The following is a 15,651-nucleotide window of genomic DNA, read 5'->3' on the forward strand; positions in this document are numbered from 1 at the left end:
CATTTCCCCGGTGCAGAGGCATCAGGACAGGCTGTCCAGGAACTTCTGTGCCTTGGCGCGCAGCGCGCCGGTGGCTTCTTCCAGCACTTCTTCGGCCAAGGCACGGGCACCGTCTTCGTCGCCGATGGAGCTGAATTCTTCGGCCAGCGACAGCTTGGTAGCCAAGGGGTCGTTTTCGTCGATATCTGCTTCGCCTACTTCGGGCGCCAGTTCAGCGGCAGCGGCGGGCAGCGGGTCTTCCAGGTCGAGCGATAAGGAGCTCAGGTCGAATGCAATGGCCCCAGGCGCATCGTTTGCCAATGGTGGCTGGGCCGCATCCGCAGCAGCTACCGAGAGGGGGCTGGATGCCGTGCTCAGGTCCAGGTCAAAGTCCAGGCCGTCAAACGGTGCATCTTCGGGCGCGTTGGGCAAGTCCAGTGCGGCCGGTACGGTGAGCGACGAGGCCAAGGGGTCCGACACGCGCGGTGCAACGGGGGCCTCGGTGGTGGCGTGCAGATCGCTGTCCAGAAAGTCCAGGTCCAGATCGAGGTCCAGGCCTTCGAGTCCGGCGGGTGGATCCATTGCGGGCTGGGGCGTAAAGCCGGACATGGGCGCTTCGGCCGGGGGCTCGACGCGCAGGCTGTTCATCCAGTCGGGGCTATCGGTGGCGGTGGCCACGCCGGTGTGCTCGGCCGACTGGTACAGGCTGTTGGCGGGCTCCAGGCCGTGGCCCATGGCGGCAATGCGCTCCCATTCGGGGCCTTGTCCGCTGGTGAGTGCATGGGCTACCGCGGCCAGGCCTGCAAAGTTGGCGGCATCGCGGCGCTTGGCGTAAATCTCCAGCAGCTTGCTGTGGATGGCGATGCGCTCGGGCGTGGCACGCAACGCTTCCTTGAGTATTTCTTCGGCCTGCAGGTCCCGGCCATAGGCTAGGTAGACATCGGCTTCGGCCACTGGATCGACATCGCTGGCGGCATCGAGTTGGCTGGGCGAATACGACATGCTGGACGCGGGCGCATCTTCTGCATGGGTGTCCACGCGCTGACCGCCGCTGGCACCAAAGAAAGAGTCGGCCTGCAGGCGGCTTTCCAGGAACGAGCTGTCGGCGCTGGCCAACTGCTTGCGCCGCCGGGCGCTGTACACGCCGTAGCCGCCCAGCAAGGCAATCAAACCGGCACCAGCCAACGCCAGGGGATTGTCGCGCAGCGTGTCGATCCAGCTGCCGGACTCTTCAACGGCAGGTGCGGGCGCGGGCGCACTGGCGGCGGATGCCGGAGCAGAGGCTGGCGCGGCAACCGGTGCAGCGGGTTCAGAGGCAGGCGTGGATGCCGCCGAGGCCGCAGCCACGGGCGCGGATACGGGGGCTGCAGGTTCTGTGGCTGCCGATGCCACAAGGGGCGCAGGTACGGGTACGGCCACGGGAATCGCGGGCAGCTCCACTGCTGGTGCTTTGGCCACACTGGCGACCGGCGCGGGTGGCACTACGGTGGACGCCCCCAGCTTGTTCAACTCGGTGATGTTCTTGGCGAGTTCGGCGACACGGGCCGTAGCCTCTTTGTCGGCTTTGTCGCGGGCAATTTTGTCTTCGTCGGTTTTGCTCTTGAGCGCGCCTTTGGACAGAGTCAGCTTGTCGGGTGCAGCGGTGGATGGCTTTTTCTCATCGACCTGGGCTTGCACTTTGCCGCTGGCTTTGCGGTCGGCCTCAGCCACCTGTACTGCGGGTGCACCACCGGCCAGTTTGCTGCGGAAGGCGTTGAAGTCGCGGCTTTGCGCGGTGATGATTTGGGTGGCTTCCACCGGTGCGGTGCTGCTGGCCTGGCTGGCATCGGGCAGGTTCAGCACGGAACCGGCCTTGACCCGGTTCACGTTGCCGTTGATGAAGGCATTTGGGTTGGCGCGCAGCATGGCCACCAGCATTTGGTCCAGCGACACGCTGGTGGGCTTGCTGGCACTGGCAATCTTGCTGGCCGTGTCGCCGGCTTTCACCGTGACCTGTTTGGCATCGCTGGCGGCAGGTTTGGCGGCTACGCTGGGGGCGCTGGGTTTAGGGGGCACGATGCGCGCCGGGGCGGCTGCAGCTGGGGTAGTGGCCGGTACCACGGCTGGGGCCGGTGCTACGGCGGCGGGGGCGGTAATTTGCGGTGCGGTGGCCGTGGCTGTCGGGGCCTGGCGCGTTGAGGGCGGGTCTAGCAGGATGGTGTAGTCGCGGACGATCCGGCCCGAGGCCCAATTGACCTGCAGAATCAGGTCGATAAACGGGTCGGTGACTGTGCGGCTGCTGCTCAGGTGCAAAAAGGATTTGCCATCGGCCCGGCGCTGCAGCACGATGCGCAGGTCGGCCAGTGCCGAGTTGTATTCCAGCCCGGCCGCGCGAAAAGCTTCGGCCGGAGCTACCTCGGGTTTGAGGCTGCTGGCTTCGTCGGTGGTGATATCGGGGAGCTCGATGTCAGCGCGTAGAGGCTCACCCAGACCGGACAACACCGTCATGCGGCCCAATGACAGCGCCATGGCATTGCCACTGGCCAGCCCTATCAGCGTCGCCACAACGGCCGCTGTGACAGCCGATGTCTTCCAGCGGGGTGCAGAAACAGGGCTTCTGGCGCTATCAACCGGGCAATTTTTGTTCATCATTCGGGCATGCACTACGACACTGAAATAGGGAAAATCACCATAACATCAATGTCTTAGGCTGACAAGGTGATGTAAGGCGCTGGCGGCGCAACACTGGTTTTCACCAGTGTTGCATTAGGTTACATACTACCAAATGTCAGTTAACAGTCGGTAGCTGTGTTATGCACCAAGCAAGATCCGTAGCATGCGGCGCAAAGGTTCGGCCGCGCCCCACAGCAACTGGTCGCCAATGGTGAACGCACCCAGGTACTCGGGCCCCATGGCCAGCTTGCGGATGCGGCCCACCGGGATGCCCATGGTGCCGGTCACCGTCACGGGGGTCAGGTCTTTGACCGTGGCCTCGCGGGTGTTGGGCACCACGCGGACCCAGTCGTTGTCCTGGGCGATCAGGGCTTCGATGTCGGCCACAGGCACGTTCTTTTTCAGCTTGAAGGTCAGCGCCTGGCTGTGGCAGCGCATGGCACCCACGCGCACGCAGAAGCCGTCCACCGGGGTGATGGCCGTGCCAAAGCTGGGGCCTTGGCCGAGGATCTTGTTGGTTTCGGCACCGGCTTTCCATTCTTCCTTGCTGGAGCCGTCGCCCAGGTCTTTGTCGATCCAGGGGATCAGCGAGCCACCCAAGGGGGCGCCAAAGTTGGCGATTTCTGCCGCGCTCAGGTTTTGCTGTTTGGCCAGCACCTTGCGGTCGATTTCCAGGATGGCGGATTTGGGGTCGTCCAGCAGGGTGCGGACTTCAGCGTTCAGCGTGCCGAACTGCGTCAACAGTTCGCGCATGTGCTGGGCACCGCCGCCGGATGCAGCCTGGTAGGTCATGCTGGTCATCCATTCGACCAGGCCGGCCTTGTACAGCGCGCCCACGCCCATCAGCATGCAGCTGACGGTGCAATTGCCGCCGATCCAGTTCTTGCCGCCTTGGGTGAGGGCGTTCTTGATCACCGGCAGATTGACCGGATCGAGCACGATGACGGCGTTGTCTTCCATGCGCAGGGTGCTGGCAGCGTCGATCCAGTGGCCGTTCCAGCCGGCAGCGCGCAACTTGGGGAAGACTTCGCTGGTGTAGTCGCCGCCCTGGGCGGTCAGGATGATGTCGCAGCGCTTGAGCGCGTCGATGTTGTACGCGTCTTGCAGCTTGGTTTCGTTCTTGGCCTGTGCCGGGGCCGGGCCACCGGCGTTGGAGGTGGAGAAGAACATCGGCTCGATCAGCGCAAAGTCGCCCTCGGCCTGCATGCGGTCCATCAACACCGAGCCGACCATGCCGCGCCAGCCCACCAAACCTACTAAGTTACCTACTTTCATACCATCGCCCTTTTAAAAAATGAGTTTTTTAGCCCCGGCTCGTCGAGCCGGGGGAGGGCGTGACGAACCGGGCTGGATCAGCCTTTGGTTGTCTTGGTAATTGCGGCAACGACAGCGTCGCCCATTTCCCGCGTACCCACCTTGGTTGTGCCTGCGGAATAGATGTCCACGGTGCGCAAACCCTGGGCAAGCACGGATTGCACCGCAGACTCGATACGGTCGGCAGCGTCGGCTTGTTGGAGTGAGAAACGTAACATCATGGCAGCAGACAATATTGTAGCCAATGGATTGGCGATGCCCTTGCCCGCGATGTCCGGCGCGCTACCGTGGCTGGGCTCGTACAGGCCCTGATTCTGCGCATTCAGGCTGGCCGAGGGCAGCATGCCGATGGAGCCGGTGAGCATGGCCGCCGCGTCGCTGAGGATGTCGCCAAACATGTTGCCGGTGACGATCACGTCGAACTTCTTTGGGGCTTTGACCAATTGCATGGCCGCGTTGTCCACGTACATGTGATCCAGCGCCACGTCGGGGTATTCCTTACCCACCTCGGTGACCACGTCTTTCCAGAACTGGAAGGTTTCCAGCACATTGGCTTTGTCCACGCTGGTGACGCGTTTGTCACGTTTGCGGGCGGCCTGGAAGGCGACGTGGGCGATGCGCTCGATCTCCGGGCGGCTGTAGCGCATGGTGTCGAAGGCTTCTTCGGAACCAGGAAAGTGACCGTCCACCGCAGTGCGACGGCCGCGTGGCTGGCCGAAGTAGATGTCGCCGGTGAGCTCGCGGATGATCAGGATGTCCAGACCGGCCACCAACTCGGGCTTCAGGCTGGACGCATCCACCAGCTGCTCGTAGCAGATGGCGGGGCGGAAGTTGGCGAACAGGCCCAGGTTCTTGCGCAGGCCCAGAATGGCTTGCTCGGGGCGCAGCGGGCGGTCCAGGGTGTCGTACTTCCAGTCGCCCACGGCACCGAACAGCACGGCATCGGATTCTTTGGCCAGCTTTAACGTGGCATCGGGCAGCGGGTGGCCGAACGCGTCGTACGCGGCACCGCCGACCAAAGCGGATTCCATCTCGAACGGCAGGTCCAGTACGTTCAGCACCTTGATGGCCTCGGCCATGATTTCCGGGCCGATACCGTCGCCGGGCAAGACGGCAATTTTGAGAGAAGTCATGTTCAAAAATTTATAAGAAATAAGCCTGTAGCGTAGGTTCTATATACGCTAGTAGTTATGAAAAGTATAGTTAAACGCCAGCGACCATGGTGTGCGCCAACCAGGGCTTGGTGGCCAGACGCTCGGCTTCAAAGGCCTTGATCTTGTCGGACTGCAGCAGCGTCAGGCCGATGTCGTCAAAACCGTTGAGCAGGCAGTATTTGCGGAAAGCCTGCACCTCGAACGGCAGCTCTTCGCCCTGTGGCATCACGACCACCTGGCGTTCCAGGTCGATGGTCAGCGTATAGCCGGGGAAGGCCAGGCAGGCATCGAACAGCGCGGAGACTTGCGCCTCCGGCAGCACGATCGGCAGCAAGCCATTCTTGAAGCTGTTGTTGAAGAAGATGTCGGCGTAGCTGGGCGCGATGATGGCACGAAAGCCGTACTGGTCGAGCGCCCAAGGCGCGTGCTCGCGCGACGAGCCGCAGCCGAAGTTCTTGCGCGCCAGCAGCACCGAAGCGCCCTTGTAGCGCGGCTGGTTCAGCACGAAGTCGGGGTTGGGTTTGCGCGTGGCCGGGTCCTGGCCGGGGAAGCCCGCGTCCAGGTAGCGCCATTCGTCGAACAGATTCGGGCCAAAGCCGGTCTTGCGGATCGACTTCAGAAACTGCTTGGGGATGATGGCGTCGGTGTCCACGTTTTCACGGTCCATCGGGGCCACCAGGCCCTGCACAACGGTAAATTTTTGCATTATTTGTTCGCCGCGCCTTCGATTTTCTCGCCTGCCTTCTGCACGTCCTGGCCCATGCCACGCATGGTGTTGCAACCGGCCAGGGTCAGGGCAAATGCGATGGCGATCAGGGTGGTGATTTTTTTCATGGGAGTCTTCCTGCAGGGGTTAAGAAAATTGGCGGATATCGACGAAATGGCCGTGCACGGCGGCGGCGGCGGCCATGGCGGGACTGACCAGGTGGGTGCGGCCACCCGCGCCCTGGCGGCCTTCAAAGTTGCGGTTGCTGGTGGAGGCGCAGCGTTCGCCGGGCTCCAGCTTGTCGGAATTCATGGCCAGGCACATCGAGCAGCCGGGTTCGCGCCACTCAAAACCGGCGGCGATGAAGATCTTGTCCAGGCCTTCGCGCTCGGCCTGTTCCTTGACCAGACCGGAGCCGGGCACCACCAACGCCAGCTTGATGTTCTTGGCGATTTTTTGGCCCAGGTTTTTGACCACGGCGGCGGCTTCACGCATGTCTTCGATGCGGCTGTTGGTGCAGGAGCCGATGAACACTTTGTCTACGAAGATATCGTTCAGCGCCTTGCCGGGTGCTAAGTTCATGTAGGTCAGCGCGCGCTCGATGGCCAGGCGCTTGTTGCTGTCTTTTTCTTTCTCGGGATCGGGCACGCGGCCGTCGATGCCCAGCACCATCTCGGGCGAGGTCCCCCAGGTGACTTGCGGAATGATCTGGCTGGCATCGAGATCGACCACCGCGTCGAAATGCGCGCCGGGGTCGCTGTGCAGCGTGCGCCAGTAGGCCGCAGCCGCATCGAACTCGGCTCCCTTAGGTGCCAGCAGACGGCCTTTGACGTAGTGCACGGTTTTTTCGTCCACCGCCACCAGGCCGGCGCGGGCACCGGCTTCGATGGCCATGTTGCAGACCGTCATGCGGCCTTCCATGCTCAAGGCACGGATGGCCGAGCCGCCGAACTCGATGGTGTAGCCGGTGCCGCCCGCGGTGCCGATCTTGCCGATGATGGCCAGCACGATGTCCTTGCCGCTGCAGCCTTTGGGCAGCGTGCCTTCGACGCGCACCAGCATGTTCTTGGCCTTTTTGGCCAGCAGGGTTTGCGTGGCCATGACGTGTTCGACCTCGCTGGTGCCGATGCCGTGCGCCAGCGCGCCAAATGCGCCGTGGGTGGAGGTGTGCGAATCGCCGCAGACCACGGTCATGCCGGGCAGGGTGGCGCCGTTTTCCGGGCCGATGACGTGGACGATACCTTGGCGTTTGGACAGGAACGGAAAGTACGCCGCCGCGCCGGACTCCTTGATGTTCGCATCCAGCGTCGTGATTTGCTCTTTGCTCACCTGGTCGGTAATGCCGTCGTAGCCCAGTTCCCAGCCGGTGGTGGGCGTGTTGTGGTCGGCGGTGGCGACGATGGAGCTGATGCGCCAGACCTTGCGGCCCGCTTGGCGCAGACCTTCAAAGGCCTGCGGGCTGGTGACCTCGTGGACCAGGTGGCGGTCGATGTAGAGGATGGCAGTGCCGTCTTCTTCGGAGTGGACGACGTGTTCGTCCCAGATTTTGTCGTACAGGGTGCGTGCCATTTTTGCTTCTTTCGTGGAATTCAATTTTATGCTTCTGGACGGGCGCTGAGGTGGTCTAGTAGCAGCCGGGCGGTGACGGGCAGGGTCGAGAAATCGCGGGCCACCAGCCCAAACTGGCGGGTGGCCCAGGGGTCTTGCAGTGGCACGGCGGTGAGCTGGGGAATGTGCGTCAGTTCAAAGGCCCGTTGTGGCATCACGCCGATGCCCAGGCCGTTGGCAATCATGCGACACATGGAGTCCAGCCCAGCCACGTGGATGCGCAGTTTGATGCTGCGGCCCTGGGCGGCGGCGGCCTGGTGCATGGCCCGGTAGATCGAGCTGTTGGCCTGCAGGCCCACATGGTCGAAATCCAGGCTTTCTTCAAAAAGAATAGCTGCTCGTGCAGAAAGGACGTGCGTAGATGGCACAACCAATACCAAATTGTCTTGCCGGTAGGGCCGGGTTTGCAGTGCGCCCACGCCGCCTTCGAGGTTGCAGATGCCCAGATCGGCCGCGCCTTCTTGCACCGCGCGGACGACTTCGGAGCTGAGGTGTTCTTCCAGGTCGATCTTGATCTGCGGGTGTTCGCGGCAGAACGCACCCAGGTCTTCGGGCAAAAACTGTACCACGGCGGAAATGCTGGCGTGGATGCGCACATGGCCGCGCACGCCAAAGGCGTATTCGCTGAGCTCGCCCTGCATTTTCTCCAGGCTGTAAAGCATGCTGCGCGCGTGGTGTAGCAGGCTTTCGCCCGCCGGGGTCAAATCCACGCCGCGGGTGTGGCGCACCAGCAGCGGCGTGCCCAGGGTGGCTTCCAGGTCGCTGAGGCGCTTGCTGACGGCGCTGGCCGCGATGAACTCGCGCTCCGCCGCGCGGCCAATGCTGCCCAGCTCGCACACGGCTACGAAGAGCTGGAGCGAAGTGAGGTCCATGCGGCGGGCGAAGTTGCGTTCGGTGGGTTGCATCGTGGTGGGCATCGCGGTGTGCGATGGATAACTATTTTCCCGCCTTTAGAGGGTCTGTGTCGTCTTGATTCGCGATGACTGCCATCGCTCACGTGTACGCGTAGATTTATATGTTTTAGGCTTCTAGCGCATATTTTACTTACACTAGTAGCTATTAAACTAATAGCATTTGCGCACAGATATGCAAAAACCCGCCGACATGGCTGTCCGGCGGGTTTTTGGGGGGCGGTCTAGCGAACTAGATCAGCGTGTGGCTTAACGCGTAGCGATAGGCAGCACGTCACGCTTTTCCGAGCCGGTGAAAAGCTGGCGAGGGCGACCGATTTTGTATTCGGGGTCGCCAATCATTTCGTTCAGCTGGGCGATCCAGCCGGAGGTGCGGGCCAGGGCGAACACGGCGGTGAACAGCGGCGTGGGGATGCCAATGGCGCGCTGCACGATGCCGGAGTAAAAATCGACGTTGGGGTAGAGCTTGCGCGAGACGAAGTAATCGTCTTCCAGGGCAATCTTTTCCAGGGCCATGGCCAGCTTGAACAGCGGGTCGTTCTCTAAGCCCAGCTCGGCCAGAACTTCCTTGCAGGTCTCTTGCATGAGCTTGGCGCGCGGGTCGTAGTTTTTGTACACACGGTGGCCAAAACCCATCAGCTTCACGCCGGAGTTCTTGTCCTTGACCTTTTCCATGAACTCGCCGACCTTGGACACGCCGCCCATTTTCTGGATGTCGGTCAGCATGTTCAGGCAGGCTTCGTTCGCGCCGCCGTGGGCAGGACCCCACAGGCAGGCCACACCGGCAGCGATGGCCGCAAACGGGTTGGTGCCCGACGAGCCGCACAGGCGCACGGTGGAGGTGGAAGCGTTTTGCTCGTGGTCGGCGTGCAGAATGAAGATGCGGTCCAGGGCGCGTTCCAGCACCGGGCTGACCACATATTCCTCGCACGGCGTGGCGAACATCATGTGCAAGAAGTTGCCTGCGTAGCTCAGGTTGTTCTTGGGGTACATGTACGGCTGGCCGATGGTGTACTTGTAAGCCATGGCCACCAGCGTGGGCATCTTGGCGATCAGGCGGATGGCGGCGATTTCGCGGTGCTGCGGGTTCGTGATGTCGGTGCTGTCGTGGTAGAAGGCCGACAGCGCACCGACCAGCCCGGTCATGATGGCCATGGGGTGGGCATCCCGGCGGAAACCGCGCAGGAAGAACTGCATTTGCTCATTGACCATGGTGTGGTTGGTCACGAGCTTGGTGAAGTCGGCTTTCTGCGTGGGGTTGGGCAGCTCGCCGTACAGCAGCAGGTGACAGGTTTCCATGAAGTCGCAGCCGGTGGCCAGTTGCTCGATGGGGTAGCCGCGGTAGAGCAGTTCGCCCTTGTCGCCGTCGATGTAGGTGATGGCCGACTGGCACGAAGCGGTGGACAAAAAGCCCGGATCGTAGGTGAACATGCCGGTCTGGGCGTAGAGCTTGCGGATGTCGACGACATCCGGCCCCACGTTGCCCTGGTACACCGGTAGGTCCACACTCGGGCTGCCGTTACTAAACGACAGAGTGGCTTTGTTATCTGCTAACTTCATTTCATTGCCCTTTCAGCGGTTTCTCAACATACTTAAAACTTCGTGCACGTCACTGCGGTCCAGCGCGGGTTCGACATCGGCAAGCGGCTTTCGTGCCAAGTGCAGGTCCAGCAGATCGTTATCACTCAAATCCATTAGATCCAACATGGCTTGCCCCTGGCTGACAGTCAGCGTGTCGGCAAACTTTTGGAAGAAGCGTTCGATGTACAAGTCGTTTTCCAGCAAACCCCGGCGGCAGCGCCAGCGCAGTTTGCTGAGAGCCCGCTCACCGAGCAAGTCCGAACCGGCAGCAGCGACAGGAGCGGCCGGTTCGGTAGAGGGGGAAAGTGGTTGCACCAATAGCCCTTATATGGCGCGACGCACCATCAGCTCTTTGATCTTGCCAATCGCCTTGGTGGGGTTCAGGCCCTTGGGGCACACGTCCACGCAGTTCATGATGGTGTGGCAGCGGAACAGGCGGTACGGGTCTTCCAGGTTGTCTAGGCGTGCAGCGGTGCTGTCGTCACGGCTGTCGGCGATGAAGCGGTAGGCTTGCAGCAGACCGGCGGGGCCGACGAACTTGTCCGGGTTCCACCAGAAGCTGGGGCAGCTGGTGGAGCAGCTGGCGCACAGAATGCATTCGTACAGGCCGTTTAGCTCGTCGCGCTCTTCCGGGCTTTGCAGGCGTTCGCGCTCGGGCGGCAGGCTCTCATTCACCAAGTAGGGTTTGATCGAGTTGTACTGCTTGAAAAAGTCGGTCATGTCCACGATCAGATCGCGGATCACCGGCAGGCCAGGTAGCGGCTTGAGGACGATGTCGCCCTTGAGCGTGAGCATATTGGTCAAGCAGGCCAGACCGTTTTTGCCGTTGATGTTCATGGCGTCCGAGCCGCAAACACCTTCGCGGCACGAGCGGCGAAACGACAGTGTGGGGTCTTGTTGCTTGAGCTTGATCAGCGCGTCCAGTAGCATGCGCTCGCCGCCGTCGAGGTCAATCGACAGGGTCTGCATGTACGGCTTGGCATCGGTATCTGGGTCGTAACGGTAGATTTTGAAAGTGCGTTGGGTCATGGAATTTCCTAATCGTGCTGTCGGGTGGTGGGGATTTACACGGCCTCTGCTGGGTCGCCGTTTGGGCGCACAAAAGAAGTTGCGTAAATCCAGGTTTGTTTAAAACGTGCGCACTTTGGGTGGAATGCTTTCAACCGTCAACGGCTTGAGATTGACGGGCTTGTAGCTCAACCGGTTGTCGGCGCTGTACCACAGGGTGTGCTTCATCCACTCCTTGTCGTTACGGCCCAGCGGAAACTGGTCGTGGTCGGCTGGGTGCTCGTAGTCGTAGACCGTGTGGGCACCACGGCACTCATGGCGCGCAGCGGCAGAGACCATGGTGGCCTCGGCAGCTTCGATCAGATTGCCGACTTCCAGTGCTTCAATCCGGGCGGTATTGAAGATTTTGGACTTGTCTTTCAATGTGATGCCGGCAACACGCTTGCGCAGAGCAGCAATCTTTGCTACCCCTTCGTCCAGGCTGGCCTGGGTGCGAAACACGGCTGCGTGCAATTGCATGGTGGTGCGGATGTCGGCTGCAACGTCTTGGCAGTAGCTGCCTTCGGTAGAGTTTTCCAGTAGATTCAGACGCTCCAAAGTGCGGTCCGCTGCGTCGGCGGGCAGCGGTTTGTGCTCTTTGTTTTTCTGGTTGAATTCGACGATGTGGCGGCCCGCGGCCTTGCCAAACACCAGCAAATCCAGCAGCGAGTTGGTGCCCAGTCGGTTGGCACCGTGGACGCTGACGCAAGCGCATTCGCCCACCGCATACAACCCGTTGACCACTGAGCTGTTGAGCTCGCCCTTTTGCTCCACGACCTGGCCGTTGATATTGGTGGGAACACCGCCCATTTGGTAATGGATAGTGGGCACCACAGGAATCGGCTCTTTGGTAATGTCCACGTTGGCGAAATTCACGCCAATCTCGTACACCGAAGGCAGGCGCTTATGGATGGTGTCCGCACCCAGGTGGTCAAGCTTGAGCAGAATGTAGTCTTTGTTGGGTCCGCAACCACGGCCTTCCTTGATTTCCTGGTCCATGCAGCGGGAGACAAAGTCACGCGGAGCCAAGTCTTTCATGGTGGGCGCATAACGCTCCATGAAGCGTTCGCCATTGCTATTGAGCAAAATTGCGCCTTCGCCGCGACAGCCTTCGGTCAGCAGCACGCCCGCGCCGGCTACGCCGGTTGGGTGAAACTGCCAGAACTCCATGTCTTGCAACGCGATACCCGAGCGGGCCGCCATACCCAGGCCGTCGCCGGTGTTGATGTAAGCGTTGGTGGAGGCATCAAAAATCCGGCCAGCGCCGCCAGTGGCCAGCAGCACGGTTTTGGCTTGCAGAATATGCAAATCGCCGGTTTCCATCTCCAGTGCCGTCACGCCGACCACATCGCCCGCTTCGTCACGGATCAGGTCCAGCGCCATCCATTCCACGAAGAAGTTGGTCTTGGCCTTGACGTTTTGCTGGTACAGCGTGTGCAGCATGGCGTGTCCGGTGCGGTCGGCCGCAGCGCAAGCCCGTTGCACCGGCTTTTCGCCGTAGTTGGCGGTGTGGCCACCGAACGGACGCTGGTAAATCGTGCCGTCAGGGTTGCGGTCAAACGGCATGCCGAAGTGTTCTAGTTCATAGACCACTTTGGGGGCTTCGCGGCACATAAACTCAATGGCATCCTGGTCGCCGAGCCAGTCGGATCCCTTGATGGTGTCATAGAAGTGGAAGTGCCAGTTGTCTTCGCTCATGTTGCCCAGCGAAGCGCTCACACCGCCCTGTGCTGCCACCGTGTGGCTGCGGGTGGGGAACACTTTGGACAGCGAGGCCACGTTCAGGCCGGCTTTGGACAGTTCGAGTGCGGCGCGCATGCCCGAGCCACCGGCTCCGACGATCACGACATCAAATTTACGCTTGGAAATGTGGGCTTTGGTATAGGTCATTTTTATGTTGCTTTTGTCGAGTGTGCTTTAGAGGCGCCAGAGGACCTGGATGGCCCAGCCAGCGCAGCCGATCAGCCAAACCATCGTGAAAATTTGGAGCAGCAGACGCAGCCAGACCAGCGAGGTCACGTAGTCCATCCAGATGTCGCGCATGCCCACCCAGACGTGGTAGAGCAGGGCGATGATGACCGCGAAGGTGACGATCTTCATCCACTGCGCGGCGAAGATACCTGCCCACAGGTCGTAGCCGATGGGGCCTTTGGACAGCAGCAGCTGCGCCAACACCACCACCGTGAACAAGGCCAGGATGCCCGCCGTGACGCGTTGCGCCAACCAGTCGCGCAAGCCGTAATGTGCGCCGACGACGACGCGCTTGGATCCGTAATTAACCGACATGTTGATGTGCTCCGGGGGAATTTAGTACAGGCCGAACAGCTTGGCTGCCAGCACGATGGTCAAGCCGATGCTGAGTGCCAGGGTGAATTTGGCCGACGATGCGCCGAATTCCTTGGTCACTGCGTCGTGGCTGGTGTCCATCCACAAGTGGCGCAGACCTGCAATAAAGTGGTGCAAATAAGCCCAAATGAGTGCCAATGCGACCAGCTTGAAGAAAAAGCCGGGGACAAAACCTGCACCATGGTTGAACACATTTTTGAACTTGGCAAACGAGATTTCGCTGGACACCGAGGTGTCAAACATCCAGATGATGAAAGGCATCAGCAAAAACATGATGAAGCCACTGATGCGGTGCAGGATGGACACCCAGGCCGCCGGGGCCATACGGTAGGTGGGCAGGTCTTTTAACGCGTGGATGTTGCGAAATTCGGGCCGTTTGGGGCGGGCGCTAGAGGCAATCTCTGTCATGGATAGGCTTTCGTGGTTGGTAACTGCGTTGTAATTTTTAAGGATCCTGCCTGCAAAATTCTATTGCAATGCAGCATAAGGAAATAAGTCACAGCAAAATTGGCCCTGGCTCTGGTTCAACTAAGTTCGTTGTGATAGTGGTGCGTAAGGGTTGTATACAGCCCTCGGCGCAGCTCCATGGGCACGTCGTTGTAGGTGTAGGCCACGCGTTCCACGCTCAATAATGGGGCGGTGGCGGCGACCTTGAGCAGGCGAGCCTGCTCGGCATCGGGGTGTACGGCGCGGATTTTTTCCTCGGCCCGCACCATATGCACATTGAATTCGATTTCGAATAGCGCATACATCGCGCCCTGGTAGCCCGCCAGCCGCTCGGCGGTCAGGCCCTTGAAGGGGCCGCCGGGCAGCCACAGGTCTTCCAGAATCGTCGGAACATACACGCCGTTGAGTCCGCTCTCCTGGAACGACAGCACGCGGCGCACCTGCAAAACGGCATCGCCAGGCCGCAAGGCCAGGGCGCGGGCCACATCGGCACTGGCGCGCTGGCGCTTGCAGTCGATGATGTCGCGCTGGGCCGGGCCTTCATCGGTGGCGTTGCCCACATCGGGCTTGAGCTTCAAAAACCGGTAGGGCATGTGCTGTGCAGCGTGGGTGGCCACAAAGGTGCCCTTGCCCTGGCGGCGCACCAGCATGTTGTCGGCAGCCAGCGCGTCAATGGCTTTGCGCACCGTGCCCTGACTGACGCGAAAGCGCACGGCCAAGTCCATCTCGCTGGGAATCGCTTCACTGGGCTTCCATTCGCCCGCTTGCAGGCTCTGCAAGATCAGCCCCTTGATCTGCTGGTACAGCGGGCTGAAGGCCGGAGTCGTCGATGCAGCGGCTGCACCGGGCTCGGTGCTGGCGTGCAGGGAATCAGCAGGGGAAGGGGCAATGTGGGCCATGGGCAAGCGTGGTGAATGGCATAAAAACTACATCTTGAAACCTTCCGAATCATATCTTATATAAGACATAAGACAAATTGGCGCATACGGGTTTTCGAGAGTAAACTCTGCGCTGATTTCCAGTGCCCAGGCCCAGGCTTGGCACATGTCAACCTCCTTTTTCACAACTTTCTGGAGTTTTTCCCATGAGCAAGAAGCCTGTTCGCGTTGCCGTTACCGGTGCCGCTGGTCAAATTGGTTACGCCATCCTGTTCCGTATCGCCTCCGGCGAAATGCTGGGCAAAGACCAGCCAGTGACTCTGCAATTGCTCGAAGTGCCGATGGAAAAGCCCCAGCAAGCCCTGCAGGGCGTGATGATGGAGTTGCAAGACTGCGCTTTCCCACTGCTGGTCGGCATGGAAGCCCACGGCGACCCGATGACCGCATTCAAGGATGTGGACTACGCACTGCTGATCGGTTCGCGCCCCCGTGGCCCGGGCATGGAACGCGCCGAACTGCTGGCCGTGAATGCCGAGATTTTCACCGCCCAAGGCAAGGCCCTGAACGCTGTGGCCAGCCGCAATGTCAAGGTACTGGTGGTCGGCAACCCCGCCAACACCAATGCCTACATCGCGATGAAGAGCGCGCCCGGCCTGGCGCGCGAGAATTTCACCGCCATGCTGCGGCTGGACCACAACCGCGCGCTGTCGCAGATCGCGGCCAAGACCGGCGCCAGGGTCGGCGAGATCGAGAAGCTGACCGTGTGGGGCAACCATTCACCGACGATGTACGCCGACTACCGCTTCGCGACGGTGAACGGCAAGCCTGTCAAGGACTTGATCAACGACCAGGCCTGGAACGCCGACACCTTCCTGCCGACGGTGGGCAAGCGCGGCGCCGCGATCATCGAGGCGCGCGGCCTGTCGTCCGCGGCATCGGCTGCCAATGCCGCGATCGACCACATGCGCGACTGGGCGCTGGGCTCGAACGGCAAATGGGTGACGATGGGCGTCGCCTCCAACGGCGAC

The 15,651-nt window shown here is 61.1% G+C and carries 15 protein-coding genes; 1 reads left to right on the forward strand and 14 read right to left on the reverse strand.

Features of this window, described 5'->3' with window-relative positions; genetic code table 11:
- Window positions 1–21 precede the first annotated feature (21 nt).
- The 14 genes from Q0T48_RS09450 to Q0T48_RS09515 form a co-directional block, all read right to left on the reverse strand.
- Window positions 22–2,523 carry a FimV/HubP family polar landmark protein gene (locus tag Q0T48_RS09450; RefSeq protein ID WP_366887944.1) on the reverse strand — a complete coding sequence of 834 codons (2,502 nt, stop codon included), beginning with the start codon at window positions 2,521–2,523 and terminating at the stop codon, window positions 22–24.
- Window positions 2,524–2,769: 246 nt separating this feature from the next.
- The gene (asd, locus tag Q0T48_RS09455) at window positions 2,770–3,906 is read right to left on the reverse strand and encodes an aspartate-semialdehyde dehydrogenase (protein ID WP_295955522.1); all 1,137 of its coding nucleotides are present in this window, start codon (window positions 3,904–3,906) and stop codon (window positions 2,770–2,772) included.
- Window positions 3,907–3,983: 77 nt separating this feature from the next.
- A complete protein-coding gene (leuB, locus tag Q0T48_RS09460) occupies window positions 3,984–5,078 on the reverse strand; it encodes a 3-isopropylmalate dehydrogenase (RefSeq protein WP_295955525.1) in 1,095 nt (364 codons plus the stop codon).
- A 70-nt stretch (window positions 5,079–5,148) separates the two neighbouring features.
- Window positions 5,149–5,805: a 3-isopropylmalate dehydratase small subunit gene (leuD, locus tag Q0T48_RS09465; RefSeq protein ID WP_295955528.1), complete on the reverse strand. Its 657-nt coding sequence runs from the start codon at window positions 5,803–5,805 to the stop codon at window positions 5,149–5,151.
- Complete coding sequence (locus Q0T48_RS09470) at window positions 5,805–5,933, reverse strand: entericidin A/B family lipoprotein (protein WP_295955531.1); 129 nt, start codon at window positions 5,931–5,933, stop codon at window positions 5,805–5,807. Before Q0T48_RS09470 ends, leuD begins: the two co-directional genes overlap by 1 nt.
- 19 nt (window positions 5,934–5,952) lie before the next feature.
- Window positions 5,953–7,374 carry a 3-isopropylmalate dehydratase large subunit gene (gene leuC / locus Q0T48_RS09475; protein WP_295955532.1) on the reverse strand — a complete coding sequence of 474 codons (1,422 nt, stop codon included), beginning with the start codon at window positions 7,372–7,374 and terminating at the stop codon, window positions 5,953–5,955.
- Window positions 7,375–7,400: 26 nt separating this feature from the next.
- Window positions 7,401–8,318, reverse strand: a complete 918-nt coding sequence (locus Q0T48_RS09480; RefSeq protein WP_295955535.1) for a LysR family transcriptional regulator — start codon at window positions 8,316–8,318, stop codon at window positions 7,401–7,403.
- Between the two features lie 255 nt (window positions 8,319–8,573).
- The gene (gene gltA, locus Q0T48_RS09485; RefSeq protein WP_295955538.1) at window positions 8,574–9,884 is read right to left on the reverse strand and encodes a citrate synthase; all 1,311 of its coding nucleotides are present in this window, start codon (window positions 9,882–9,884) and stop codon (window positions 8,574–8,576) included.
- Window positions 9,885–9,896: 12 nt separating this feature from the next.
- Window positions 9,897–10,220, reverse strand: a complete 324-nt coding sequence (locus Q0T48_RS09490) for a succinate dehydrogenase assembly factor 2 (protein ID WP_295955541.1) — start codon at window positions 10,218–10,220, stop codon at window positions 9,897–9,899.
- A gap of 9 nt (window positions 10,221–10,229) precedes the next feature.
- Window positions 10,230–10,934, reverse strand: a complete 705-nt coding sequence (locus tag Q0T48_RS09495; protein ID WP_295955543.1) for a succinate dehydrogenase iron-sulfur subunit — start codon at window positions 10,932–10,934, stop codon at window positions 10,230–10,232.
- Between the two features lie 99 nt (window positions 10,935–11,033).
- Window positions 11,034–12,842 carry a succinate dehydrogenase flavoprotein subunit gene (gene sdhA / locus Q0T48_RS09500; RefSeq protein WP_295955545.1) on the reverse strand — a complete coding sequence of 603 codons (1,809 nt, stop codon included), beginning with the start codon at window positions 12,840–12,842 and terminating at the stop codon, window positions 11,034–11,036.
- A 27-nt stretch (window positions 12,843–12,869) separates the two neighbouring features.
- Window positions 12,870–13,238: a succinate dehydrogenase, hydrophobic membrane anchor protein gene (gene sdhD / locus Q0T48_RS09505; RefSeq protein ID WP_295955547.1), complete on the reverse strand. Its 369-nt coding sequence runs from the start codon at window positions 13,236–13,238 to the stop codon at window positions 12,870–12,872.
- Between the two features lie 21 nt (window positions 13,239–13,259).
- Window positions 13,260–13,706, reverse strand: coding sequence for a succinate dehydrogenase, cytochrome b556 subunit (gene sdhC / locus Q0T48_RS09510; RefSeq protein ID WP_295955550.1), 447 nt, complete (start codon window positions 13,704–13,706; stop codon window positions 13,260–13,262).
- A 116-nt stretch (window positions 13,707–13,822) separates the two neighbouring features.
- Window positions 13,823–14,644 carry a GntR family transcriptional regulator gene (locus Q0T48_RS09515; RefSeq protein ID WP_295955554.1) on the reverse strand — a complete coding sequence of 274 codons (822 nt, stop codon included), beginning with the start codon at window positions 14,642–14,644 and terminating at the stop codon, window positions 13,823–13,825.
- A gap of 185 nt (window positions 14,645–14,829) precedes the next feature.
- On the opposite strand from Q0T48_RS09515, the gene Q0T48_RS09520 reads away from it, so the two are divergent.
- Window positions 14,830–15,651, forward strand: an 822-nt coding sequence (locus Q0T48_RS09520; protein ID WP_295955557.1) for a malate dehydrogenase, incomplete at its 3' end; no start/stop codon positions are given.

It is taken from the genome of Rhodoferax sp., from assembly GCF_025354435.1.
GTDB lineage: Bacteria > Pseudomonadota > Gammaproteobacteria > Burkholderiales > Burkholderiaceae_C > Rhodoferax_B.